17 protein-coding genes are annotated in these 24,101 nt (G+C 72.1%); 10 read left to right on the top strand and 7 right to left on the bottom strand.

Annotated elements, in window-relative coordinates:
* Positions 1 to 56 precede the first annotated feature (56 nt).
* Positions 57 to 5,264, bottom strand: a complete 5,208-nt coding sequence (locus BLW17_RS10855; protein ID WP_052176425.1) for a translocation/assembly module TamB domain-containing protein — start codon at positions 5,262 to 5,264, stop codon at positions 57 to 59.
* Positions 5,264 to 7,222: an autotransporter assembly complex protein TamA gene (locus tag BLW17_RS10850; RefSeq protein ID WP_081962679.1), complete on the bottom strand. Its 1,959-nt coding sequence runs from the start codon at positions 7,220 to 7,222 to the stop codon at positions 5,264 to 5,266. The genes BLW17_RS10855 and BLW17_RS10850 overlap by 1 nt, the downstream gene beginning before the upstream one ends.
* A 334-nt stretch (positions 7,223 to 7,556) precedes the next feature.
* Here BLW17_RS10850 and BLW17_RS10845 point away from each other — a divergent pair, with 334 nt between their 5' ends.
* The 3 genes from BLW17_RS10845 (at position 7,557) to BLW17_RS10835 (ending at position 9,930) form a co-directional block, all read left to right on the top strand.
* Positions 7,557 to 8,012 carry a hypothetical protein gene (locus tag BLW17_RS10845; RefSeq protein ID WP_036704003.1) on the top strand — a complete coding sequence of 152 codons (456 nt, stop codon included), beginning with the start codon at positions 7,557 to 7,559 and terminating at the stop codon, positions 8,010 to 8,012.
* 126 nt (positions 8,013 to 8,138) lie between these two features.
* Entirely contained in the window at positions 8,139 to 9,554 is a 1,416-nt protein-coding gene (ahcY, locus tag BLW17_RS10840; RefSeq protein WP_036734011.1) for an adenosylhomocysteinase, read from the top strand.
* 10 nt (positions 9,555 to 9,564) lie between these two features.
* The gene (locus BLW17_RS10835; RefSeq protein WP_197055282.1) at positions 9,565 to 9,930 is read left to right on the top strand and encodes a YbaN family protein; all 366 of its coding nucleotides are present in this window, start codon (positions 9,565 to 9,567) and stop codon (positions 9,928 to 9,930) included.
* 62 nt (positions 9,931 to 9,992) lie between these two features.
* On the opposite strand, the gene BLW17_RS10830 is transcribed toward BLW17_RS10835, so the two are convergent.
* Positions 9,993 to 10,619 carry an enoyl-CoA hydratase/isomerase family protein gene (locus BLW17_RS10830; RefSeq protein ID WP_036734007.1) on the bottom strand — a complete coding sequence of 209 codons (627 nt, stop codon included), beginning with the start codon at positions 10,617 to 10,619 and terminating at the stop codon, positions 9,993 to 9,995.
* A gap of 89 nt (positions 10,620 to 10,708) precedes the next feature.
* Between BLW17_RS10830 and BLW17_RS10825 the strand changes: the two genes are divergently transcribed.
* The 4 genes from BLW17_RS10825 (at position 10,709) to ferA (ending at position 15,275) form a co-directional block, all read left to right on the top strand.
* Positions 10,709 to 12,418 carry a DUF2125 domain-containing protein gene (locus BLW17_RS10825; RefSeq protein WP_036734005.1) on the top strand — a complete coding sequence of 570 codons (1,710 nt, stop codon included), beginning with the start codon at positions 10,709 to 10,711 and terminating at the stop codon, positions 12,416 to 12,418.
* A 73-nt stretch (positions 12,419 to 12,491) separates the two neighbouring features.
* Positions 12,492 to 13,856: a TldD/PmbA family protein gene (locus BLW17_RS10820; protein ID WP_052176424.1), complete on the top strand. Its 1,365-nt coding sequence runs from the start codon at positions 12,492 to 12,494 to the stop codon at positions 13,854 to 13,856.
* Between the two features lie 49 nt (positions 13,857 to 13,905).
* Positions 13,906 to 14,718, top strand: a complete 813-nt coding sequence (locus BLW17_RS10815) for a 3'(2'),5'-bisphosphate nucleotidase CysQ (protein ID WP_052176427.1) — start codon at positions 13,906 to 13,908, stop codon at positions 14,716 to 14,718.
* Positions 14,715 to 15,275, top strand: coding sequence for a flavin reductase FerA (ferA, locus tag BLW17_RS10810; RefSeq protein ID WP_036734003.1), 561 nt, complete (start codon positions 14,715 to 14,717; stop codon positions 15,273 to 15,275). Before BLW17_RS10815 ends, ferA begins: the two co-directional genes overlap by 4 nt.
* 1 nt (position 15,276) lies before the next feature.
* Here the strand turns inward: ferA and BLW17_RS10805 are convergent, their stop codons facing one another.
* The 4 genes from BLW17_RS10805 to BLW17_RS10790 are packed head-to-tail and all read right to left on the bottom strand — an operon-like array spanning position 15,277 to position 19,996.
* Positions 15,277 to 16,017: a PqiC family protein gene (locus BLW17_RS10805; protein ID WP_052176423.1), complete on the bottom strand. Its 741-nt coding sequence runs from the start codon at positions 16,015 to 16,017 to the stop codon at positions 15,277 to 15,279.
* Positions 16,018 to 16,020: 3 nt separating this feature from the next.
* Positions 16,021 to 18,432, bottom strand: a complete 2,412-nt coding sequence (locus tag BLW17_RS10800) for an MlaD family protein (protein ID WP_052176422.1) — start codon at positions 18,430 to 18,432, stop codon at positions 16,021 to 16,023.
* Positions 18,429 to 19,181 carry a paraquat-inducible protein A gene (locus BLW17_RS10795; RefSeq protein ID WP_083388360.1) on the bottom strand — a complete coding sequence of 251 codons (753 nt, stop codon included), beginning with the start codon at positions 19,179 to 19,181 and terminating at the stop codon, positions 18,429 to 18,431. The genes BLW17_RS10800 and BLW17_RS10795 overlap by 4 nt, the downstream gene beginning before the upstream one ends.
* Positions 19,181 to 19,996, bottom strand: a complete 816-nt coding sequence (locus BLW17_RS10790; protein ID WP_083388359.1) for a paraquat-inducible protein A — start codon at positions 19,994 to 19,996, stop codon at positions 19,181 to 19,183. The genes BLW17_RS10795 and BLW17_RS10790 overlap by 1 nt, the downstream gene beginning before the upstream one ends.
* A 256-nt stretch (positions 19,997 to 20,252) precedes the next feature.
* Here BLW17_RS10790 and BLW17_RS10785 point away from each other — a divergent pair, with 256 nt between their 5' ends.
* The 3 genes from BLW17_RS10785 (at position 20,253) to BLW17_RS10775 (ending at position 24,089) form a co-directional block, all read left to right on the top strand.
* The gene (locus BLW17_RS10785; RefSeq protein ID WP_036733606.1) at positions 20,253 to 21,845 is read left to right on the top strand and encodes a GMC family oxidoreductase; all 1,593 of its coding nucleotides are present in this window, start codon (positions 20,253 to 20,255) and stop codon (positions 21,843 to 21,845) included.
* A 66-nt stretch (positions 21,846 to 21,911) separates the two neighbouring features.
* Complete coding sequence (locus BLW17_RS10780; RefSeq protein WP_036708957.1) at positions 21,912 to 22,685, top strand: flagellar motor protein MotB; 774 nt, start codon at positions 21,912 to 21,914, stop codon at positions 22,683 to 22,685.
* Positions 22,686 to 22,769: 84 nt separating this feature from the next.
* Positions 22,770 to 24,089, top strand: coding sequence for a flagellar hook protein FlgE (locus tag BLW17_RS10775; protein WP_036703467.1), 1,320 nt, complete (start codon positions 22,770 to 22,772; stop codon positions 24,087 to 24,089).
* Positions 24,090 to 24,101 lie beyond the last annotated feature (12 nt).

Below are 24,101 nucleotides of genomic sequence, written 5' to 3'. Positions count from 1 at the left end.
GCCGTTAGGTCCCCTATTGTGAGCCCCCCGGGACGCGGCGGCATCCCGGGAAACGCTCAGTAATCCCGCTCGTAGAACACCCCGATGGTGCTTTCCCCGTCGCTCGCCACCGAGCCGCGGGCGGTCACCGCATCGTTCACGTCGAGGTTGAGGTTGATCCGCGAGCGCCCGTCGGCATCCACCGCCACGTCGGTATAGACGTTGCGGGTCAGGTACTTGCCGGCGCGGACCGTCACATTGCCCTCATCGTCGGTAGCCAAATCGAGGTCGTCCAGCCCGACCGAGTCGCGCAGGTTCGACACGATCCCCTCGCTGCCCCGCCCGGCCAGCACCGCGACGGCGTTGGCGAGCTGCGCGGCCTGCAACGGCGAGATGGTGTCCAGCCCGCGACCGAACAGCAGATGCGAGAGCACCTCCTCCTCGGGCAGTTCGGGGACCGATTCGAAGGTGATCTCGGGCTCGCGGATGTCGCCGTCGACGACGATGCGGGTCAGGATCTCATCCTGCTGGGTCTCGGCGACCAGCCGCAGGACGGGGATCATGCTGCCCTGCAACTCGATCAGCCCCTCGGTCATGTCGAAGCGCTTGCCCAGCAGGTCGATGCGGCCGCGGATCAGCTCGAGCTGGCCGACCGGGATCATGTTCCGCGCGGTGCCGGTCAGCCGCAGGCTGCCGCCGAGTTCGGCGTCGATCCCGCGGCCGCGCACGAACACCTGATTCGGCGCGTTGATGGTCAGGTCCAGCCGCGCCGGGTTGGCGGGCGGCGTGGCCGGCGGCGCGGTCATCCCCGCGATCCGACTGTCGGCCGAGGGGAAGGGAAGGAGCCCCGCCTTGGCGCGCGTGCCGCGCACCGGGGGGCGGTCGCGCAGGTGGACGATCTCGGGGATCGCGCGGGCCCCGCCGAGCCCGGTCGAGGGGATGCGGATCTCGGTCTCGCCCAGGTTCACGGTCCCGGTCACCAGCGGCCCGTCCGCCGGGTTGCCCGAGATGCGGACGGTCCCGTCGACCCGGGTCTCGTAGAGGTTCGGGTCCCGCAGCACGACGCCGTCGAGCTGCGCCGTCAGGTCCAGCGCGGTGCCACCGCGCAGGTCCACGGGGCCGCTGACCGTCACCCGCCCGCCGGCCGAGACGTCGCCGGTCGCGTTGACCTGGATCAGCCCGCCGTTCAGGTCCGCCGTGCCGCTGAGGTTGTCCACCCGCAGCCCCAGCTTCGGGTCCGACAGCCGCGCGTTCGGCAGGCTCACCCGCCCGCGCAGGTTCTCGAGCGCGGGGCGTCCGGCCAGCCGCAGGTCGAAGTCCACCGGCCCCTCGATCGAGCGCACCCGCAGAAGCGGGTTCACCAGCGCCGCATCGCTGACCCCCGACGCCCGGATGTCGGCGGTCGAGAAATCCTGCGCCGCGCTGCCCGCGATGGTGGCGCGGGTGCCGCCCGGCGCGGTGGCGTTGAGGTTGATGTCATAGCGCCCCGCCGCCTGCCGCACCGTCCCCGCGACCGTCGCCGGTCCCGGCAGCCCCGGCACCACCAGCGCCAGGTCCGACAGCGCCGCATCGACGTTCAGCCCCGCCTGCGGGCTGCCGTCGGCGCTGAGCCGCAGCTGGCCGTTGCGGGCGTTCAGCCGCTCGATGCTCAGCGCGCCGCCCGGCGACTGGGTCGCGGCGAGGTCGAAGGTCGTCTGCCCGCCGAGCAGCGGATCGACCCGCGCGTTGCCGATCCGCAGGCCGCTTGCGGTGCCCTCGGCGGTGACGCGCCGGCCGCGGCCCTGGTCCACCAGCCGCGCGGTGGCGTTCAGCGCCCCGTCGATGCCGCCGCCGAGAAAGGCGAGGCTCGCCGCGCGCACGTCCGCGCTCACGTCGGTGCGCCCGGCGCCGATCGTGCCGCGGGCGGTGGCGTTCAGCCGGGCGCTGGCCACCACGGCCTCCTCGAGCGTCAGGACGCCGTCGCGCTCGGCGCCGCGCACGGTCAGTCGGGTCGGCCCGGCCAGCGCCGCGTCGGCCTGGGCCTGGCCCAGCGACAGGTTGTTGCCGGTGCCGTCCACGACCAGCCGGCGCACGCCGCTGCCATCGTCGGCAAAGCTGCCGGTGGCCGCAAAGCTGCCCCGCCAGCCAAGCCCCAGCGCCGAGAGATCGGCGAGGTTCACGCGCCCCTGCACGTTGGTCTGCCCGCCGCCGAGGGTGCCCGAGATGTCGGCATTGGTGCGCGGGTTGTCGATCACCGCCTGCTCGATGGTCAGCACGCCGTTCTGCTCGGTCCCGCGCAGGGTCACGCGGGTCTCGCCACCCAGCACGCCGTCAGCCTGCGCCTGCCCCAGCGACAGGTCGTGCCCGGTGCCGTCGAGCACCATTCGGCGCAACCCGCCCGGCTCTTCGTTCACCCGCCCCGTGGCGGCGAAGCTGCCGCGCCAGCCGAGGCCCAGCGCCGACAGATCGGCGAGGTTCACCCGCCCCGACAGGTCCGTCTGCCCGCCGCCCACGGTGCCCTTTACATCGGCCTGCGCGCGCGGGTTGTCGATCACCGCCTGCGTCAGGGTCAGCACGCCGTCGCGCTCGGTCCCGCGCACGGTCAGCCGCGTCTCGCCCGCCAGCACGCCGTCCACGGATTTCTGCCCCAGCGCAAGGTCGGTGCCGGTGCCGTCCACCGCCAGCACGCGCGCGCCGGTCCCGTCATCCTTCAGCGACCCGTCGAGCCGCAGCGCCCCGCGCCAGCCCCGGCCGAAGGCCGCGAGCGAGCGGATGTCGGCGGTCGCGGTCAGGTCGGTGCCGGTCTCGGCCAGCACGCCCTCGACATTCGCGGTCATCTGGTCGTTGGTCAGCTGCAGGTCGCGCACCGTGACCGTCTGGCCCGCCTGCTCGGCCGACAGGCGGAAGTTGGTCGTGCCCGACAGGGCGCCGTCCACGTCCTGCTGGCCCAGCCGCAGGTCCTGCCCGGTGCCCGTGGCCTCGATGCTGCGCACCCCGTTCGCCTCGCGGGCGGTGGCGGTGGCCTTGAGCGACCCGGCGAAGCCCGGTTGCAGGGCGCCGAGGTCCGGCACGTCCAGATCCAGCGCCGCGTCGAGCGCGCCCTGGGCAAAGCTGCCGCGCCCGTCGGCGGTGAGCTGCGGGTTGGCAAGGCGCAGCGTCTCGACCTCGAAGCGGCCGTCCTTCTCCTGCGCGATGGCGGTGAGGTTGGTCCGGCCCTTGAGCGCTGAGTCCAGTTCGTTGATGCCCAGTTCCAGGTCCGTCGCCTCGCCCGAGACGGTGACCCGCCGCGCGCCGGGCGCGCCGGTGACGGCGGCCTGCGCGGTCAGCGCGCCGGCCATCGCCGGGTCGGCGGCGGTCAGGCTCGACAGCCGCAGGTCGGCCTTGAGGTCGGTCGAGGTGCTGGTGATCAGCCCCTGCGCCGCGGCGGTCAGGCGCTGCCCGTCCACCCGCAGGTCGCGGATCTCGATCCCCTGCTCATCGCGCCGGGCGCTGGCAAAGATCGACGCCTCGCCCGCCATCAGCCGGTCGAGCTGGGGCTGGTTCACCGTGATGTCGGTGCCGGTGATCTCGGCCTCGGCGTCGAAGCCGCGGGTCAGCACGGTGTAGAGGCCGCGGATGTTGGCGTTGGCCTGCCCGGTCAGCGGCCGGCCCGCCAGCGTCGAGAGGTGCTCGAGCCGCTCATAGGCCGCGTCGAGGTCGCCCGAGACGGTGATCCCCGAGCGCAGGCCGTCGGCGAGGATGGTGCCCGCGATGCCGAAATCCTGCCCGCTGAGGGTGAAGTCCGACAGTTCGAGCGCATTGCCCGGCGTCAGGTCGAAGCCGGATTCCCCGGTGATCGACGTGCCGAGCGCCAGTTGCAGCCCGGCGTCGGCCAGCGCCAGCCCCTCGACCCCGAAGGCGAGCTTGCCCAGCACCTGCTGCAGGTCGCCGTTCTCGAGCGCCACGGTGCCGTCGCCGTTCAGCGTCAGCGCCCCGATCCGGTTGCCGTTCTGGGTGATGTCGCCGATCCGCCCGACGACGCGCCACGCATCCGACTGGGTGGCGTCATAGCTGATCTGCAGGCTGCCCGAGCGCACGTCGGTCGGCTCTCCGCCGAAGGGCAGGCGGACGGGCAGGGTGGTGGCGCCGGCATCCTCGCCCAGCGTCATCAGCAGCACGAGCGACTGCGGCGCGCCCTTGTCGTTGGTGGTGACCGAACCGGTGAGGTTCAGCGCCTCGGTGTCCACCATCAGCACCGGCAGCGCCATGCGCCCGTTCTCGCCCCGCCAGCCCTCGGCCAGAAGGCGCGAACTGGTCCCGAAGAACGGCCGGTTGTCGGGCGGCAAGAGGCTCGCCACGTCGCCGGTCAGCTCGGCCCGGAAGCCGGTGCCGGGGGTGCCGTCCTCGCCCGCCTGGGCGTGGGCCGAGACGCGCCCGGTGACGCGGTCGGTGCCGTCGGTGGCCAGCCGGATGTCGGCGGCGAATTCCTTGAGCGGCCCGTCACCCTTGATCTCGGCGGTGACCGCGGGCTTGTCGTAGAGACCGACGAGGTTGGCGAACAGCCCCTCGCGGTCCTCGTCCAGCGTCACGTCCAGCCTGAGGTTCGTGGTGGCGTTGGAATAGGCGGCATCGACGGCGAAGACGCCGCGCTTGCCGTCCACCCGGTTGATCGCCAGCTTGGCCGCGCCCTCGCCGCCCGCCAGGTTCATCGAGCCGTCGAGCGAGACGACCGCCGCCTCGCCGATCACCGGCTCGCCGATCTCGACCCGGCCCGCGGCGATGCGGGCGATGTTGACCGACACCGGCAGGGTCGGCAGGGCGAAGTCGCGGACCTCGGCCTTGCGCCCGCCCTCGCCGCCGCCGGGCAGGCGGGGCAGCAGGATTTCCTGGGCGGAAAGCTCGTTGATCTCGATCCGCCGGCCGAACAGCGCCGAGCGGTCCCACTGGATGGCGCCGTTCCTGAGCGTGATCCAGACGCCCTCGGCGTCGGCGATGGTCATCTCGGTGAAGGTCGCGCGCGACGAGAGCGCGCCCTGGAAACCGCGGATGACCACCTGCCGGCCGGCGCCCGACAGGTTGCGTTCAAGGAAGCGGGTGATGAAGCCGCGGTCGTCCTCGACCTCGGCGGAGATCTCGGCGGCGCTGGCGGCCACGTCCTGATCGGCGGCGCCGGGCGCGGGCGCGGGCGCCTCGGCCGGCGGGGGGGCGGCGTCCTGCGCCGCCGCGGGCGGCAGCGGCGCGGCCAGCAGCACCAGCGCGGCCAGCGCCGGCGTCAGGCGGCGCAGGGGCCGGGTCAGGCGGGCGGGAAGGGTCGAGAGATACCGCATCAGAACGCCTGCCCCAGACCCAGATAGAACTGCACCCCTTCGCCGGTGTCGCCGCCGACGGGCCCGGCCACGTCAAGGCGGATCGGCCCGATCGGCGTCGTGTAGCGGATGCCCATGCCCGCGCCCGCGTGCCAGTCGCTCGCGCCGCCGAAGCTGCTCTCCTCCCACACCTGGCCGGCGTCGGCGAAGGCCACGAGGCCGATGCGCTCGCGCACCAGCACCCGCATCTCGCCGGTGATGTTCAGCACGCTGAGGCCGCCGGTCTTGACCGGCCCCTCCGGCCCCTGGATGACCTCGACGCCCAGCGACTCGAACGGCTGGCCGCGCACCGAGCCGCCGCCGCCCGAGTAGAACAGATAGTCGCGCGGCGTCTCGGCCAGGTCCGAACCGAAGATCGTCCCGGCCCGCGCCCGCCCGGCGAGGGTGAAGCGGTCCTCGGCGCCGAAGCTGCGGTAGGCGCGGCCCTCGCCCACCAGCCGCAGGCCCGAGCCGGTGTCCTGCATCCCGTAGAAGGGCGTCGCGGTGGTGGACAACCAGTAGCCGCGCCTTGCGTCGTTCGGCTCATCCTCGCGGCGGTCGAGCGTGACCGTGGTCGGCAGCGCCAGCACCCGGAAATCGGTCGTGCCGCTGGCGTCGGTGACGCGCGAGCGGCGGTATTCAAGCCGCGTCTCGCCGGTCAGCCGGTCCGAGGGCAGCCAGACGAGGCCCATCCCGAGCACGCCGAGGTCGAGGTCGTAGTCCTCTTCCCGCAGCCGCTCGGCCCGGGCCTCGACGAAGGCGGTGATATCGGGGCGGATCGTCGCCGGGCGGTCGAGCCGCAGCCCCAGCTTGTAGTCGCGGCCCGAGGTGCCCGAGCCAATGTCCTTGATCTCGCCGTCGACGCGCAGCCGCTCGCCCCCGCCCAGCAGTTTGCGGTGCAGCCAGTAGCCGGTGACCTTGGCCCCGTCGATGCTGGAGATCTCGAAGCCGCCGCCGATCCGGCGCAACTTCTGCTCGATCACCGTCAGCCCCACGTCGAGGGTGTTGCCGGGGCCGAGCGCCTCGGCTTCCTCGAGCGTGATGGCCGAGAAGATGCCCGAGCGGCGCAGTCGCTTGCGCACCTGCTCGAGCTTCTCCGGGTCGAAGCGCTCGCCCTCGGGGAAGCCCGCGATCTTGAGCAGCCGGCGGGTGGAGAGCCGCTCGTTGCCCGAGGGCAGCAGCCGGCCGAACCGGACCAGCGGGCCGGGGGCGAGGACGATGCGGCTGTCCACGGCGTGCAGCTCGTGGTCGGCGACGATGTCGGTCGAGGTCACGTCGGCCTTGGCGTGGCCATAGTCGCGCCAGCCGGTCACCCCGGCGCGGGCGGCGGATTTCATGTCCGAGGTGCGGGCGACCGCGCCGGTACGGTAGTCGCGCGGCAGGTCCGTGCCCGGCGCGACCGGGGCGATCTCGGCCCGGCTGTAGCGGAAGCGGCTTCCCGGATCGACCGAGACCACCACCTGCCGGACGAACTGCGGCGCGTCGAGCGGCGCGATCCCCGCCGCCTCGACCCCGTCGAGGCGAATGTCGATGACCGCGTCATACAGTCCCTCGTCATAGAGGGTGCCGAGGAACCTTGCGTAATCGGCGCGGGCGGCGGCGAGCACGTCCTGCCCCGAGGTGCGGCCCTCGGCCAGCGCGCCGGTGATGAGCGAGCTTTGCCGCAGCTTGCGTTCCAGCGCCGGGTCGCTGCCCTCGACGCGGACGATGAACTCGACGGGCGAATTGGCGACCCGGTCGCCACCCCCGAACCAGCGCGCGAAGGGCGAGGACGCCGACGACGGCGAGGAGGAAGCCGAGCCGGTGCCCGCGGGCTTGGTCTCGGCCGGTGCGGGCGATGGCGCTGGGGCGGGGGCCGCGCCCTGGGGCCAGGCCGGGCCCGCGATCAGGCACCCCGCCGCGGCCGCTGCTGCGACCCTTCTCGCCCACGCTGTCGCCATGTCGCTGCCCGCCTCGTTGCGCCGCCGTTGTCCGCGTCGTCGTTATGGTCCCGATCCCGACCATTCTTGACGCACTCGGGTCAGGAAATCCATCCGCCGAGGCCGCAGGCGGGCAGATTTGTGCCGGGCGTGTCCCCCAGCCACCCACGCTTCAAGCCCTTGACGGCGCAGCATTGCGGACCCCGCGGACGATCGGGTGCGAGAGGGGTCACGGGAATGTCAAGCCCGGCGTGAACGCGCCCGATGGAACCCGCAGGCGGCCCCGCCGTTGTCCCGTCGTGCAGCAATTGCTGCGCCGTCGCCTGTCAACCCCTTTTTTGTTCCCAAGGTCCAGATGTCCCGCCGTATCGCCACCGCCCGCCCGTCCGTCGCCCGCCTCTCCGTCGCTGCGGCGCTGATCGCCGCATTCTCGGTGACGGCCGCGCAGTCGGCTGTCGAACCCGCCCCGCACGATGCCGGGCCGGTCAAGGGCTGGACCGCGGTCGCGGGCCTGTCGGGGCCGGCGGTGCTGGAACTGGCCCGCACCCTGCCGGTGGCCAGCGAGGCCGACGGCGACCAGCCGTGGTGCGACCGTTCGGCGACCGTCCGCGACGCGCTGCGCACCGAGTTCGAAGAGCAGATGGTCACCCGCCACTCGGACGGCACCCAGCTTTGGGGCTCGGACGTGATGGGGACGTGGACCGTGGTGCTCTCGCGCCCCGATGACACGCAGTGCGTCATCGCCTCGGGGATCGGCTACGCGGCGGGCGAGAACCCGGCGACCTATCTCGCCAAGGTCGGCCTCGGCTGAGGCCGCAGGCCGGATTTCGGCCCTCACGCCCCGTCTCTCGTTGCGTTCCAGCGCCGTCTGTGAGAAGGCCGCGCGGGAACGCCGGTCGATTCCGGCACTGCACTCACACGCAAGCAAGGGGCCTCCATGACCCGCTCCTCCGACAGCCGCCCGGGCGACTATCTCGTCCGTGACCTCGCGCTCGCCGATTACGGCCGCAAGGAACTCGACATCGCCGAGACCGAGATGCCCGGCCTGATGGCGCTGCGCGCCGAATACGGCGAGGCCCAGCCGCTGAAGGGCGCCCGGATCGCCGGGTCGCTGCACATGACCATCCAGACCGCGGTGCTGATCGAGACGCTGGTGGCGCTGGGCGCCGAGGTCCGCTGGGCGTCGTGCAACATCTACTCGACCCAGGACCACGCCGCCGCGGCCATCGCCGCCGCCGGCATCCCGGTCTTCGCCGTCAAAGGCGAGACGCTGCCGGACTACTGGGCCTACACCGACCGGATCTTCCAGTTCCCGGAAGGCACGGCGAACATGATCCTGGACGACGGCGGGGACGCCACGCTCTACATCCTGATGGGCGCACGGGTCGAGGCGGGCGAGACCGACCTCATCGCCACCCCGCAGTCGGAAGAGGAAGAGGCGCTCTTCGCCCAGATCCGCAAGCGCATCGCCGAGACCCCCGGCTGGTTCGCCCGCCAGCGCGACGCCATCCGCGGCGTCAGCGAAGAGACGACGACCGGCGTCCACCGGCTCTATGACCTGCACAAGCAGGGGCAGCTGCCGTTCCCGGCGATCAACGTCAACGACAGCGTCACCAAGTCGAAGTTCGACAACAAGTACGGCTGCAAGGAATCGCTCGTCGACGGCATCCGCCGCGCCACCGACACGATGATGGCCGGCAAGGTCGCCGTCGTCTGCGGCTACGGCGACGTGGGCAAGGGCTCGGCGGCGTCGCTGCGCGGCGCGGGCGCGCGGGTGAAGGTCACCGAGATCGACCCGATCTGCGCGCTGCAGGCCGCGATGGACGGGTTCGAGGTCGTCACGCTCGAGGATGTGGCGGGCACCGCCGACATCTTCGTGACCACCACCGGCAACAAGGACGTGATCCGGCTCGAGCACATGCGCGAGATGAAGGACATGGCCATCGTCGGCAACATCGGCCACTTCGACAACGAGATCCAGGTCGCCGCGCTGCGCAACCACAAGTGGACCAACATCAAGGACCAGGTGGACATGATCGAGATGCCCTCGGGCAACCGGATCATCCTGCTGTCCCAGGGCCGGCTGCTGAACCTCGGCAACGCCACGGGGCACCCGTCCTTCGTCATGTCGGCGAGCTTCACCAACCAGGTGCTGGCGCAGATCGAGCTGTGGACCAAGGGCGACGAATATCAGCCCGGCGTCTACATCCTGCCCAAGGCGCTGGATGAGAAGGTCGCGCGGCTGCATCTCGAGAAGATCGGCGTCAAGCTGACCGAGCTGCGCAAGGACCAGGCCGACTACATCGGCGTCCCGGTCGAGGGGCCCTTCAAGTCGGAGCACTACCGCTACTGACATGCGGGAAATGCGGGCATGGTTCTGGTGGGTGGTCGGCTTTGCCGGACTGGGGCTGGCGCTCGTCGGCACCGTCCTGCCGATCATGCCCACCGTGCCGTTCCTGCTGGTCGCGGCCTACGGCTTCAACCGCTCGTCGCCGCGGTTCCACGCGATGATCGTGAACCACAAGGTGTTCGGCCCGCAGATCCGCGAATGGCATGAACACCGGGCCATCGCGCCGGCGGTCAAGATCTTCGTCGTGGTGTCGATGGCGGTGGGGCTGGCGGTCAGCTGGCACATCCTGCCGCATGGCTGGTGGACCGCGCAGGCGCTGGTGCTGCTGGCGGTCGGGCTTTACGTCGTCACCCGCGCCAACCCGCCGAAGAAGCCCTGAGGCTGACGCACTGAGCCGGCCGTCCCGCCCGCTCGGCGCGCAGGGCCCCGTTCAGGCCGCGCTCAGCGCGCCCCGGCGATCAGTTGCTTGATCCCCGCGACATGGGCGACCTCGGCCGCCAGCGCGTCGGCGGCGAGCGCGGCGGCCGTCTCGGCCAGCGCCTCGGGTTCCGCGATCCGGTCGATCAGCCCCCAGCTCAGCGCCTCGTCGGCGCTGATCTTCTGCCCCGCCATCAGGATCATCGCCGCCCGCGACGGCCCCGCCAGCGCCGCCAGCCGCCGCGGGTCCGACGGCTGCGGCAGGAACCCCAGCCGCATCACCGGATAGAAGATCTTCGCCGTCGGCACCGCGATCCGCAGGTCGCAGGCCAGCACCATCCCCAGCGCGCCCCCCGCCGCGGTGCCGTTCAGCGCCGCGATCGTCAGCGCGGGCGCGGCGGCGATGGCGCCCGACAGCGCCTCCCACAGGGGCGAGACGGCAAGTCCCGCGCGGGCCGCGTCAAGGTCGGCGCCGGCAGAGAAGACCTTGCCCGTCCCTGTCAGCACCAGCGCCCGCGCGCCCGCCGTCGTGGCCGCCTCGACCGCCGCGATCAGCGCCTCGAGCATCCCGGGCGTCAGCGCGTTCGCCTTGTCCGGGCGGTCCAACGAAATCGTGACCAGCCCCTCGGACGAAGTTTCCGACCGAACCATCTTGCCTCCTTGGCCGTTGCGTCGCGGTATGGCACGACACGTCGCGTCTGAACCGAATGTGATCCGTCAGCAGCGGAAAGGTATCGTCAATGTTTCTCAGGACCACAAGCTCGGCCCTCGCCGTCATCGCCCTGACGGCCCCGGCCTTCGCCGAGGTCACGCCCGCGCAGGTGTGGCAGAACTGGGTCGATTACTACAAGGCCAACGGCTACACCGTCACCGAGGGTTCGCGTGAAGAGGCCGGCGAGACCCTGACCCTCAAGAACGTGGTCATGGCGGCGTCGGCGCCCGACAACGAGGGCGGGGTCGAGTTCACCATGCCCGAGGTCACGCTGACCGGCACCGGCGACGGCAAGGTGCGCACGGTCGTGGCCGAGACCTCGCCCCTCAAGCTGACGTTCAAGAACGAGGAGGACGAGCCCGTCACCCTCGACGGGAACGTGACGCTGAAGGACGCCGAGATCGTCTCGAGCGGCGCGCCCGAGGACATGACCCACGAGAGCCGCGCGACGCAGATGGTGTTCGCGCTGAACACGATCACCACGCCGGACGGGCAGAAGCCGATGCCGATCAGCGTGACGATGGTGAACGCCACCTCGTCGCAGCGGGTCGTGGACGGCCCTGTCCAGACCGTCGACGCCCGCATGGGCGCCGACCGCGCCGACTTCACCGGCACGGTCGAGGGGATGGACAAGGAAGATCCGACCGCCAAGGCCTCGTTCACCGGCAGCATCGACGCGCTGGCCGGCGAGGGCCGCTTCATGATGCCCAAGGGCGTCGACGTGACCAAGGACCTGAACGCCGCCCTCAAGGCCGGCATGGACATGAGCGCCAGCTTCTCGATCGGCGCCGGCAAGGTCGAGGGGCAGTTCAGCGGCAAGGGCGAAGAGGACAAGGACGTCAGCGGCCAGATGGCCACCGACGTGAAGGGGGTCGAGTTGACCGTCGGGATGTCGACCGCCGGCCTCAAGTACCAGGGCAGCGCCGACGCCTCGAACGTCAGCCTGACCTCGTCGGACTTGCCGTTCCCGATCAATTACGCGGTCGGCGGCTCGACCGTCGACGTGCAGATCCCGGTGATGAAGTCCGACGCCCCGGTGCCGTTCAAGATCGCCTATTCGCTGACCGGCCTCACCGTCGGGGACGAGCTGTGGAACCTGTTCGACCAGGGCAAGGTGCTGCCGCGCGAGCCGGCGAGCCTTGACGTGGACGTGACGGGCCTGGCCAGGATCGCCATGGACCTGTTCGACCCCGCCAACGTCAAGGCGATGGAGGATGCCGCCGAAGGCACCGACGCCGCCGCCCCGGACGCCACGGCGACCGAGCCGAGCGCGACCGACGCACCTGCGACCGACGCGCCCGCCGCCGACGCGCCCACCACCGACGCCGCGACCGACACCACGACCTCGGCGGATGCCGGTGCGGCTGACGGCGCACCCGAGGCCGCCGATGACGCGGCCGACACGCCCGAGCCGTTCGTGCTGACCGAGCTGAACGTCAACAAGCTCGCGCTCGACGCCATCGGCACCAAGGTGGACGTGACCGGGGCGCTGACCGTGCCCGAAGGCGGCTCGATCGACGCGCCCGTGGGCACGATGCACGCCCGGCTCGAGGGGGTGAACGCGCTGATCGACAACCTCGTGAAGCTCGGCATCCTCAGCCAGGACGAGGTCAGCGGCTACCGCATGATGCTGGCCATGTTCGCCAAGCCCGCGCCTGAGGGCGGGGATGCGCTGGTGGGCGAGTACGAGTTCAAGGAGGGCGGGCAGGTCTTTGCCAACGGCCAGCAGGTGAAGTAACACCCTTGCTGACGACACCCGCGGAAAGGGCCGGCCCGTCCGGCCCTTTTTGCATCGTGAGGAACCGCAGCCGATGACCCGAGGCGACCACGCGCCCCCCGATCTGGCCGGGCTGACCGACGCGCTGCTGGCCGCCGCCCGGGCCGCCGGCGCGACCGAGGCGGACGCCGTCGCGGTCTCGGGCGATTCGATCTCGGTCGATGTGCGCGCCGGCGCGCTGGAGCAGGCGACCCGCGCGCAGGGGGTCGAGATCGGCCTCCGCGTGCTGATCGGCGGCCGGCAGGCCTGCGTCTCGGCCAGCGACCTCACCCCCCGCACCATCGACGAAATGGCCGAGCGTGCCGTGGCAATGGCCCGCGAGGCGCCGGTCGACGACATGATCGGCCTCGCCGATCCGGGCGCGCTGTCAGAGGTGCGGGACGGCGGCGGGCTGGCGCTCGACGACGGTCAGCCGCAGCCCGCGCCCGAGGCGCTGCTGGATCTTGCGCTCAGGGCCGAGGCGGCGGCGCTGGCCGTCCCCGGCGTGCGGATCGCCGAGCAGGCCAGCGCCTCGTCGCTGCACCGGCAGTTCTGGCTCGCCGGCACCAACGGCTTTTCCGGCGGCTACGCGCGCTCGAGCCACGGCATATCGGCGGTGGCGATCACCGGCGAGGGCACGGGGATGGAGCGTGACTGGGCCTCGGAATCCCGCGTCTGGGCCGAAGACCTGCCCGACCCCGAAGAGATCGGCCGCCGCGCGGGCGAGCGCACGGTGGCCCGCAAGGGCGCCCGCAAGCCCCCCACCGGCGCCTTTCCGATCCTCTATGACGAGCGCGTGGCCGCCACGCTGATCGGGCACCTGCTCTCGGCGGTGAACGGCAGCGCCGTCGCGCGCGGCGCCAGCTGGCTCAGGACCGCGCTGGGTGAGCCGGTGCTCCCCCCCGGCTTCGATCTGGTCGAGGACCCGCGCCTGCCCCGCAGCGGCGCCTCGCGCCCCTTCGACGGCGAGGGGCTGCCCACCGCCGCCCGCACCATCGTCGCGGACGGGGTGCTGGGCGGCTGGACGCTCGACCTCGCCACCGGGCGCAAGCTCGGGATGCCGTCGACGGCCAGCGCGGTGCGCGGCACCTCGGCGCCGCCCTCGCCCGGCGTCTCGAACGTGACGCTGACCCCGGGGACGGTGCCGCCCGCGGCGCTGATCCGCGACATGGGGCGGGGGCTCGTCGTGACCTCGATGCTCGGCGCCTCGGTCAACCCGACGACCGGCGACTATTCCCGCGGCGCGGCGGGGTTCTGGGTCGAGGGGGGCGAGATCGCCTTTCCGGTCAACGAATGCACCATCGCCGGGAACCTGCGCGAGATGCTGATGCGGATCACCGCCGCCGACGACCTGCCCGAATGGCGCAGCCACCGGGTGCCGAGCCTCATGGTCGAGGGGATGACCGTTGCCGGCGCCTGAGCCTCTGCGCGACGACGCCCGGCGCGACACGGCGTCGGACGAAGCGGACCTGACGCTGACCGACCTCGCGCTCATCGAGGCAGCGGCGGTCGAGGCCGGGCGCATCGCCCTCGATTACTGGCGCGGCAGCTTCCGCTCGTGGGACAAGGACGCAGGCGCCGGGCCGGTCAGCGAGGCCGACCTGGCCGTGAACACCGCGCTCGAGACGCGGCTCAGGTCAGCGCGCCCCGGCTACGGCTGGCTGAGCGAAGAAAGCCCCGACGATCCGGCGCGGCTTGCGGCCGCCCGGACCTTCATCGTCGATCCGATCGACGGAACCCGCGCCTTCATCGACGGGCAGGAGGGGTTCTCGGTCTGCGTCGCCGTGGTCGAGGACGGCCGCCCGGTCGCGGGCGTCGTCCACCTGCCGGCCCGCGGGGCGACCTATGCGGCCGATCTGGACCGCCCCGCCACGCTGAACGGCGCCCCGATCCGTCCCGCTGCGCGGACCTCGGCCGAGGGGGCGACGATGCTGGGCGCGCGGACCGTGCTCGACCCCCAGCACTGGCGCGGAGGGCGGGTGCCGGGGCTCACGCGGAAGTTCCGCAGCTCGCTCGCCTGGCGGCTGTGCCTCGTGGCCGAGGGGCGGTTCGACGCGGCGCTGTCGGTGCGGCCGGTCTGGGACTGGGACATCGCGGCGGCGAGCGTGATCGCCGCGCAGGCCGGCTGCGGCGTCACCGACCGGCAGGGCCGGGCGTTCCGCTTCAACGGCGCGGTGCCGCAGTCGGACGGGCTGATCGTGGCCGGGCCCGCGCTGCACGGGCTGCTGGCCGAGGGGCTGGCCCCCGGGGCGGACCTGCGCGCGGCGGGGCAGGGGCGATGACCCGGCTGCCGCCCGAGACGCTCGACCGGCTGGCCGACGCGATCAGCTTTCACCCCGAGAGCGAGCCGGGCCGGGTGTTCCGCGACGCGCTCGGCCGGTTCGCAACCGGCGTCACCATCGTGACCGCCGAGGGGCCCGCGGGCCCGGTGGGGATGACGGTCAACAGCTTCACCAGCGTGTCGCTCGACCCGCCGCTGGTGCTGTGGTGCCCGGCCCGCGCGTCGAGCCGCCACGCCATCTTCGCCGCGGCGCCCGCCTGGTCGGTCCATGTGCTCGGCGCCGAACAGCTCGACGTGTGCCTGCGGTTTGCCCGCGGCGGGGCGGGCTTCGCGGGGCTGCCGCCCAGCGTCTCGGACCTCGGCACCCCGGTGATCCCTGGCGTCGCGGCCCGCTTCGACTGCCGGGCCGAAGCCTGCCATGCGGCGGGCGACCACAGCGTTCTGCTGGGCCGGGTGGCGCAGGTGACGATCGGCGGTCCCGACGATCACCCACTGGTCTTTGCCGCCGGGCGCTTCGGCCGCTTCCTGCCGGATGACGGCACGGGCGGCACGGGCTAGCTCAGCTCAAGGGTTCGACGCTGATCTCGGGCAGCGGCTCGAGCGGCGGCAGCGGTTCCAGCGGGGTCGAGAAGATCGGGTCGAGCCGCGGGGTCTGCGTCTTGACCGTCCGGCCCGGCCCGCCCAGCACCGCGATCTGCGCCGCAAGCTGCGAGATCGCCGCGTTCTGCGCCGCCGCGATGGCCGAGGGCGAGGCGACCGCCTGCCCGCCGCCGCCCAGCAGCCCGCCCAGCCCGCCGCCGCCCGAGGCCGCCGCCTGCGGCAGCGGCACGGCGATGTCGAACCCGCGGGCGTGGTTGGTGCCGCCCGAGCTGTCGTTCGAGACGTAATACTGCCCCTTGAGCCGGTAGATGCCGTCCAGTTGCGCCAGCGCCTTTTCCACCCGCACCTCGATCCGGCGCCGCGGCGGCTCGGCCAGCGGCCACGGCTCGGCGATCACCGTCGCCCCCGACATGTCCGAGATGGCCCGCGCCAGCGTCAGGGTGAACGCCCGCTGCGGCTTGTCCGCCCACAGGTTCTTCGGGTTCGACCGCACCGCGCCGTCCGGGGTCTGCCACGAGACCTCGCCCGCCGCCGCGTATTCCGGCAGCGTCACGTCGCGCAGCTCGGCGGTGCCGAGCGCGTTGCCGACCCGCGCCGCGGGCGTCGGCGGGTCGATCAGGTAGCGGCCGGTCTTTTCCGGGTTGGAACAGCCCGCCAGCGCCACGGCGGCGGTCAGGGCAAGAAGTGCAGGGCGCAGCATGGTCTATCGTCCCAGGATGAAGGCGCGGGGGTTGCGCTCGATGGTGGCGGCAAGGCTGCCGAAGTTCTCGGCCGCACGGCGAAGCGCGCGCATGGTGTTGATCGACTCGGTGTTGAAGGCGCCGCGATCGCCGTAGGCCGCGATCACCGCCTCGGCCCGGCTGGCGAGCTGCTGGAAGCGGTTCGAGAGCTGCGGCAGCGTGTTGGCCGCCTGCGCGACCTCGTCCATCGCCCGGCGGGCCGAGGCGAGGGCGGCGTTGAGGCTGCCGGCCGCGTTCCCGTCGCGCAGGTCGGTCAGCAGCCCCGAGGCCGCCTTGAGCGTGTCCGACAGGTTCCGCGGCAGCTGCGCGGCATCCTCGGTCCCGAGCATCGCGCGCAGGTCGTCGACCAGCCCCTTGCCCGAGGCGCTGATCCCCGACCAGTCGAACTCGTCGACCGAGGTCGCCGCGGCGTCGATCTTCTCCACCATCCCGGGGATATCCACCGCCGCCTCGCGGATCGAGGCCGCGGTGGCGCTCGCGTCGTCCACGAACTTGCCGATCTTCGGCCCGATCTGGTTGGCCTTGAGGTCGCTGGCGATGTCGCCGATGTCGCCCGCGGCGGTCCCCACGCGGTCCATCGCCGCCGAGAGGTTGCCGGGCAGGGCGCGGGCGGCCTCGGTGCCGACCACGGCGCGGATGTCGGCGACCGCGCCGCGCGCCTCGGTGGCGAGGCCCGCGAAGTCCACGTCACGGACCGAGGCCGCGGCCTTGTCGAGGCTGTCGACGATCCCCGGCACCTTGTCGGCGGCGCCGTTGAGCTTGGTCGCCAGCTCGCTCGCCTGCGTCGCCGCGCCCGAGATGTTGGCGACGACGCCCGCGCCGCGCAGCTCCTCGACGGCGGCGCGCAGCTCGGCGGCGGTCGCCTGGGCCTCGTCGATGGTCTTGCGCAGCCCGGCGGGGATGGCGCGGGTGTCCTGCGACGAGGCGATGGCGGTCACACTGTTCATCATGTCGGTCGCGGACTTCAGCAGCTCCTCGATCTTGAGGTTGCCGATGCGGGTCATGAACCCCTGCGCGGTGGCCGCGATGTCCGAGCTGTCGGTCGGGGCCGAGGGGACGACCGGGAAGGGCTGGGCGTCGACCGCGATCCGCGCCGGGGGCTGGTCGGGCAGCTCGACCAGCTCGACCATCAGCGAGGTGCCGAGGAACCCGGCCCCGGTCACCCGGGCCCGCAGCCCCTGTTCGACCCGGCCCGAGAGGAAGGCCAGCGCGTCCGCCGGCGTCGCGGTGTCGGGCAGGCCGAGCCGCTGGGGCGACAGCGCGATGGTGATGTCCTGCAGCACCTGCCCCGGCTGGCCGTCCGCCGGCGGCGCGACGCGCACCGAAAGCGCCGTGACCCGGCCCACGGTCAGGCCCTGGAACTGCACGTCGGCCCCTTCCGAAAGGCCGCGCACCGCCTCGGGCAGCAGCACGGTCAGGCGCAGCTCATCCTCGGGCGAGGCGGCGAACAGGCTGTTCTGCGCCGCCTGCTGGTCGGGTTGCAGGGTGAAGACATGCCCCGGCTGGACCGGCTGGCCGCCCGAACTGAGCGTGGCGAACTCGGCCCCGCCCTGCAGCAGCGACGAGACGGAACTCACGTTGAGCTGCACCCCCTGCGGGCCCAGCGAGACGTTGAACCCCGAGGTGTCCCAGAACACCGTCGCGGTGGTCAGGCGCTGGTCGTGCGGGGCGGCCACGAAGACGTCGGCCATCACCGTCTCGTCCCGCTCGGCCAGCCGCAGGTTCTGCATCCGCCCCACCTGCAGCCCGCGGAAGAAGATCGGCGCCCCCTCGGCCATGCCCTTGGCGCTGGTCGAGGCGAGCGTCACCCACGTCCCGCGCTCGTTCGAGCGGGTCAGCGGGGCCTTGTCGAGCCCCTCGTGCACGTCGAGGTCGGCCGCCCCGGGTTTGTCGTCCCAGTAGCCCTCGATGAAGGCGCCGGTCAGCACCGTGTCGAGGCGCGAGATACCCTGCGCCGAGACCTGCGGCCGGACGATCCAGAACTCGGCATCGTCGTCGATGAAGCTGGCGATGTCCTTGTCCACGCGGATGTCCACGACCACGCGCTGCAGGTCGCGGGTGAAGCGCACCGCCTCGACCTTGCCGACGGTGATCTCGCGGAACTTGAGCGCGGTCTCGCCCGGGGTGATGCCGGTCGCGTCGCTGAAGGCGACCGAGACCAGCGTGCCGCGGCCGGTATAGGCGTTCCAGGCCAGCGCCATGGTGACCAGAAGGGCGATGATCGGCACCGCCCAGATGACCGAGACGCCGGCGCGCGCGGCCCGCGCGGCGGTGCGGCGCACCGGGCTGGCCGGGCGCATGGCGGACGGCTCGGCGGGGCCGGCGGGGGCCGAAGGGGCCGTCGGGCGCCGGTCGGGCGGGGGAATGTCGGTCATGCGCTGGTCCTGTCCCGGCGGCTTCGCAACGGCAGGCCGCGCCAGATCAGCCGCGGGTCGAAGCTTTGCGCCGAAAGCATCGTGAACGCAACCGACAGCGCAAAGCTGACCGCGGCCGGTCCCGGGTGGATGGTGGCGACGAAGCCGAGCTGCACCAGCGCCGAGAGGATCGCCACCACGAACACGTCGATCATCGACCAGCGGCCGATGAACTCGACCGCCTCGAGGGCGCGCAAGCGGGTGTGGGCGGATTCGGGCGTGGCGGGGCGCCCGGCGACCCGGGCGAGCCAGGCGATCACCGCGAACTTGCCGATCGGCACGATCACCGAGGCCACGAACACGATCCCCGCGACCCCGTAGTTGCCGTAGTGCATGAGCTCGATCACCCCGCCGATGATCGTCGCCTCGCTGTTGCCCGCGAGGCCCGCGAAGGTCTGGGTCTTGAGCATCGGCAGCAGGTTCGCGGGGATGTAGAAGATCAGCCCGGCCAGCCACCAGGCCCAGACGGCGGCGAGGCTCGACCGGTCGGGGCTGTGCAGCGGGGCGCCGCAGCGGCCGCAGACGGCGCTGCCCTCGGGCCAGACCCGGCCGCAGCCGCGGCAGCCGACGAGATGGGCGCGGTGCGCGGTCAGGATCGGCGCGTCCTCGCGCGGGGCGGTGACCGGGCCGGGGCGACGGGGCGGGCGGCTGGCCCCCACGGCGGCGCCGGTGGCGACGGGTGGGGCGGAGGGCGCGGGCGGCGCGGCCATCAGGCGGCGCCCGGGTTGCCGGCGGGCGGGCCGGGCGGTGGGGCGGCGGGGCCGGGCATGGGGTGGCCGTGCGGGTCGGGTTCGACCTGCACAACGCGCACGGCGGTGCCCTCGACCGCGGCGCGGTCGGCGGCGGTCTCGACCGGGTCGGCCACCACCTCGCGCCCGTCGGTGAAGGCGCCGCGGTCCTCGAGCGTGTCCCAGATCGTCGTCGAGCAGGTGAACACGTCGCTGGCTGCGCCGACGATGATCAGCGCGCAGAAGGCCCAGAAGGCCGGGCCGAGGTTCACCGTCGCCAGCCCCGCCACCTTGACCAGCGCGACCGAGGTGCCGATCACGAAGATCTCGGCCATCGACCACGGCCTGAGCAGTTCCGACAGCCGGAAGGCCGCGCCTGCCTGCGGCGCCGGCCGCCCCTCGCCCCGCATCGGCAGCAGCACATAGACGAGCAGCGCCGCCCGCAGCACCGGCAGCCCGACGATGAACCCCAGCACCGCGACGGTCAGCGGCATCAGCCAGCCTTGCGAGAACGCCAGCGCCACCCCGAAGAGAGAGGTGGCGTTGCCGATCCCCATGCGCGAGATCTCGAGGAACGGAAAGAACACCGCCGCGAACATCAGCACCATCGAGGTGAAGGACAGTGCGACGATCTGGGTGAAGGCCCCCTCGCGCGGGCGGGCGAGGATCGAGTGGCAGCGGATGCAGCGCGCGGTCTCGCCCGGCGCCAGCTCGGCCTCGACGTGCAGCGCATCGCAGCGCGGGCAGGCGATCAGCCCCGCCCCGGTGGTGATGTCGTACTGGCCTGCCTCGATCATGGGGCGAAGATAAGCCGCCCGCACCGCGGCGCAAGCGCGCCGTGGGGGAAGGGGGCGATGGCGGCGCGGGCGACGGGCGCCGCAGGGGGCGCTGCCCCCCGCCGCTGGCGCGGCGTCCCCCGGGATATTTGGCCAAGGGAGAGGGAGGGGCGGGCGCGGCGGGGCCCCGGGGCCGGGAGGTCGAAGCCCGGCGCGGCGCCCACTTGCCCCCGCCCGCCCCGATGCTAACGTCCCCGTCCCGGGGGGAGGGACCCGCATGGACTACGATATCGTCATCGCCGGGGCTGGCAGCGCCGGCTGCGTTCTGGCCGCGCGGCTGTCCGAGGACCCGCGGCTGCGCGTCGCGCTGATCGAGGCCGGCGGGCGCGACGACTATCCCTGGATCCACATCCCGATCGGCTATCTCTACTGCATCGGCAATCCCCGCACCGACTGGATGTACAAGACCGCCCCCGACCCGGGGCTGCACGGGCGCAGCCTGCTCTATCCCCGCGGGCGGGTGCTCGGCGGGTGCAGCTCGATCAACGGGATGCTGTATCTGCGCGGCCAGGCCGAGGATTACGACCAGTGGCGGCAGGCGGGCTGCACCGGCTGGGGCTGGGACGACGTGCTGCCGCTGTTTCGCAAGTCCGAGGACTATTTCGCGGGCCCCTCGGACCATCACGGCGCCGGCGGCCCCTGGCGGATCGAGCGCCAGCGGCTGCGCTGGGACATCCTCGACGACTGGTCGCGCGCCGCCGAGGCCGAGGGCATCCCCTGCGTCGACGACTTCAACACTGGCGACAACGAGGGGGTGGGCTACTTCAAGGTCAGCCAGAAGAACGGCTGGCGCGTCTCGGCCGCCCGCGCCTTCCTGCGCCCGGCCATGCGGCGCCCGAACCTGACCGTCCTGACCCACCGCCAGGTGCGCCGGGTGATCTTCGAGGGCGCGCGCGCGGCGGGCGTCGAGGTTTCGCTCGACGGCGGGATCGAGGTGATCCGCGGCCGCGAGATCGTGCTCAGCGCGGGCGCCATCAACACCCCGCAGATCCTGCAGCTCTCCGGCATCGGCCCCGGCGCGCTGCTGCAGCAGATGGGGATCGAGGTCCGGCGCGAGGCCGCCGTGGGCGAGAACCTGCAGGACCACCTGCAACTGCGCTGCGCGTGGAAGGTCTCGGGCGGGCGGACGCTCAACCAGCTCGCCCGGCGCTGGTGGGGCAAGGGGATGATCGGGGCCGAGTATCTGCTGCGCCGCACTGGCCCGATGAGCATGGCGCCCAGCCAGCTCGGTGCCTTCGCGCGGTCTTCGGGCGAGGTCGAGACGCCGGACCTCGAATGGCACGTCCAGCCGCTAAGCCTCGAGGCGTTCGGACAGCCGCTGCATGATTTCCCGGCGATCACCGCCAGCGTCTGCCACCTGCGCCCGGAAAGCCGCGGTACGGTGCGGATCGGCTCGCCCGACCCGATGCGGGCGCCGGTGATCGCGCCGAACTACCTCTCGACCCCCGGCGACCGGCTGGTCGCGGCCCGGGCGATCCGGCGGACGCGGGCGATCATGGCCAACCCGGCGATGGCGAAGTACCGCCCGGAAGAGTTCAAGCCCGGCCCCGATTTCCAGACCGACGCCGAGCTGGCCGATGCCGCGGGGATGGTCGGCTCGACCATCTTCCACCCGGTCGGGACGGCCCGGATGGGGGCCGACCCCGGCGCGGTCGTCGATCCGCGCCTGCGGGTGCGGGGCGTCGAGGGGCTGCGCGTGGTCGACGCCTCGGTGATGCCGACGATCACCTCGGGGAACACCAACGCACCCACGATCATGATCGCCGAGAAGGCCGCCGTGATGATGGCCGAGGATCTGCGCGGCATTTGAGCGGTTAACCGCGCCGTAACCGGGTCTCTGCTAAACCTGTCGCTCGACGTGGTGACGGGGGCGATCATGGCAGGCAAGTCGGGCAAGGGCGCATCCCCGATCATCATCAAGCGGATCGAGGGCGGGGGTGAGGCCGGCCACCACGGCGGCGCGTGGAAGGTCGCCTACGCCGACTTCGTGACCGCGATGATGGCGTTCTTCCTGCTGATGTGGCTGCTCAATGCGACCACGGAAAAGCAGCGCCAGGGGCTCGCCGACTATTTCGACCCGACGATCGTGCAGTCCGATTCGGGCGGTTCGCAGGGGCTCGAGGGCGGCGACGCCGCAAGCCCGGCATCGGATCAGGGCGCCGCGCCCGAGCGCAGCAGCGATGCGGAACTCGAGAAGCTGGCGCAGCATCTGCAGGACCAGCTCACCGGCAGCGGCGCCGAATCGATGCAGCGGGTGAACCTGCTGCGTCATGTGGTGACCCGGATGACCGACGAGGGGCTGGTGATCGAGCTTGGCGACATCGTGGACGAGCCGCTGTTCGTGGGCGACAGCGCCGAGCCGTCGCCGGTGATGCGCGAGCTGACGGGAATCCTCGCGACGGTGCTGGGGCGGACCCGCAACCGCCTGGCCATCGCCGGCCATGTGCGGGGCTTCCCCGAGATGATGATCGAGAATCCCGTCTGGCCGCTTTCGGACCAGCGCGCCCACGCCACCCGCAAACTGTTGGCCGAGGGCGGGCTCGATGAGCGCCGGGTCCAGCGGGTGACCGCCTTTGGCGACAAGAAGCCCCGCAATTCCAATGCGATGGACCCGGCCAACAACCGGATCGAGGTCATTTTACTCAGATAATGTTGGCGCGCGGGCCGGCGTTAGCCGGAAATTAAGGTCTCGCGTGGACAGTGACGGCAACAGCGCAACAATCAGGGTGATCCCATGTCGATTTCCTCGTCCCTCAATGCCGGTGTCGCCGGGCTGGCGGCCAACGCCACGCGGCTGGCCACCATCTCGGACAACATCGCGAACTCGGGGACCTACGGCTACAAGCGGGTGAACACCGAGTTCGAGAGCATGGTGATCAACCAGGCCCGTGGCGCGGGGGTGTATTCAGCCGGCGGGGTCCGTGCAACGACCTCGCGGATCATCGACGAAAAGGGGGCGCTGGTCTCCTCGAAGAACCCGCTCGACCTGGCGATCTCGGGACGCGGCTTCCTGCCGGTGATCCAGTCGGTGGACCTTGCCAACCGCGGCGGCGGCGACAAGCCGATGACGATGACCTCGACCGGGGCCTTCCGCCCGGATGCAGAGGGGGTGCTGCGCACCGATTCGGGCCTCGTCCTGATGGGCTGGCCGGCCAACCAGGACGGCAACATTCCGGTGATGTCGCGCGATTCGGTGGCCGGGCTGCAACCGGTGGTACTGAACGCCAACCAGACCTCGGCCGATCCGACCACCGCCATGACCATCGGCATCAACCTGCCCGCGCTCGAGACCAAGGCGGGCGCCAGCGGCGATCCGTGGACCCGCAGCATCGAGTATTTCGGCAACCTCGGCACCTCCGAATCGCTCAACGTGACCTTCACCCCGACGGTCGCGGCTGGCTCGGGCCTCTCGAACACCTGGACGATGGAGATCCGGGATTCCGCCAGCGATCCCGCCTCGAACCTGATCGGCAGCTACGAACTGGTCTTCGACGACAGCCAGACGATGGGCGGGACGCTCGCCTCGGTCACCACGCTGTCGGGGGGCGCCTACGATCCGGCGACCGGGCAGCTGGCGCTGAACGTGGCGGGCGGGCCGATGACCGTCTCGATCGGCCGGCTCGGCGACCCGAACGGGCTGACCCAGCTCGACGACGACTTCGCCACCACGAACATCACCAAGGACGGCTCTCCGGTCGGCAACCTGACGGCGGTCGAGGTGGACGAGAACGGGATGATGCGGGCGACCTACGACACCGGTTTCATCCGCACCCTCTACCAGATCCCGCTGGTCGATGTGCCGAACCCGAACGGGCTGATCGCGCTGAACAACCAGACCTATCAGGTGTCGCCGAACTCGGGCTCGTTCTTCCTGTGGGATGCGGGCGACGGGCCGACCGGCGCGGTCGTGGGGTATGCCCGCGAAGGCTCGACCACCGACGTCGCGGCCGAGCTGACCGACCTCATCCAGACCCAGCGCGCCTATTCGTCCAACGCCAAGGTCATCCAGACCGTGGACGAGATGCTGCAGGAAACCACCAACATCAAGCGCTGACGCGCGCGGAGG

The sequence above is a fragment of the Paracoccus sanguinis genome, from assembly GCF_900106665.1.
Lineage (GTDB): Bacteria > Pseudomonadota > Alphaproteobacteria > Rhodobacterales > Rhodobacteraceae > Paracoccus > Paracoccus panacisoli.
This window is presented reverse-complemented; position numbering and strand designations above follow the sequence as displayed.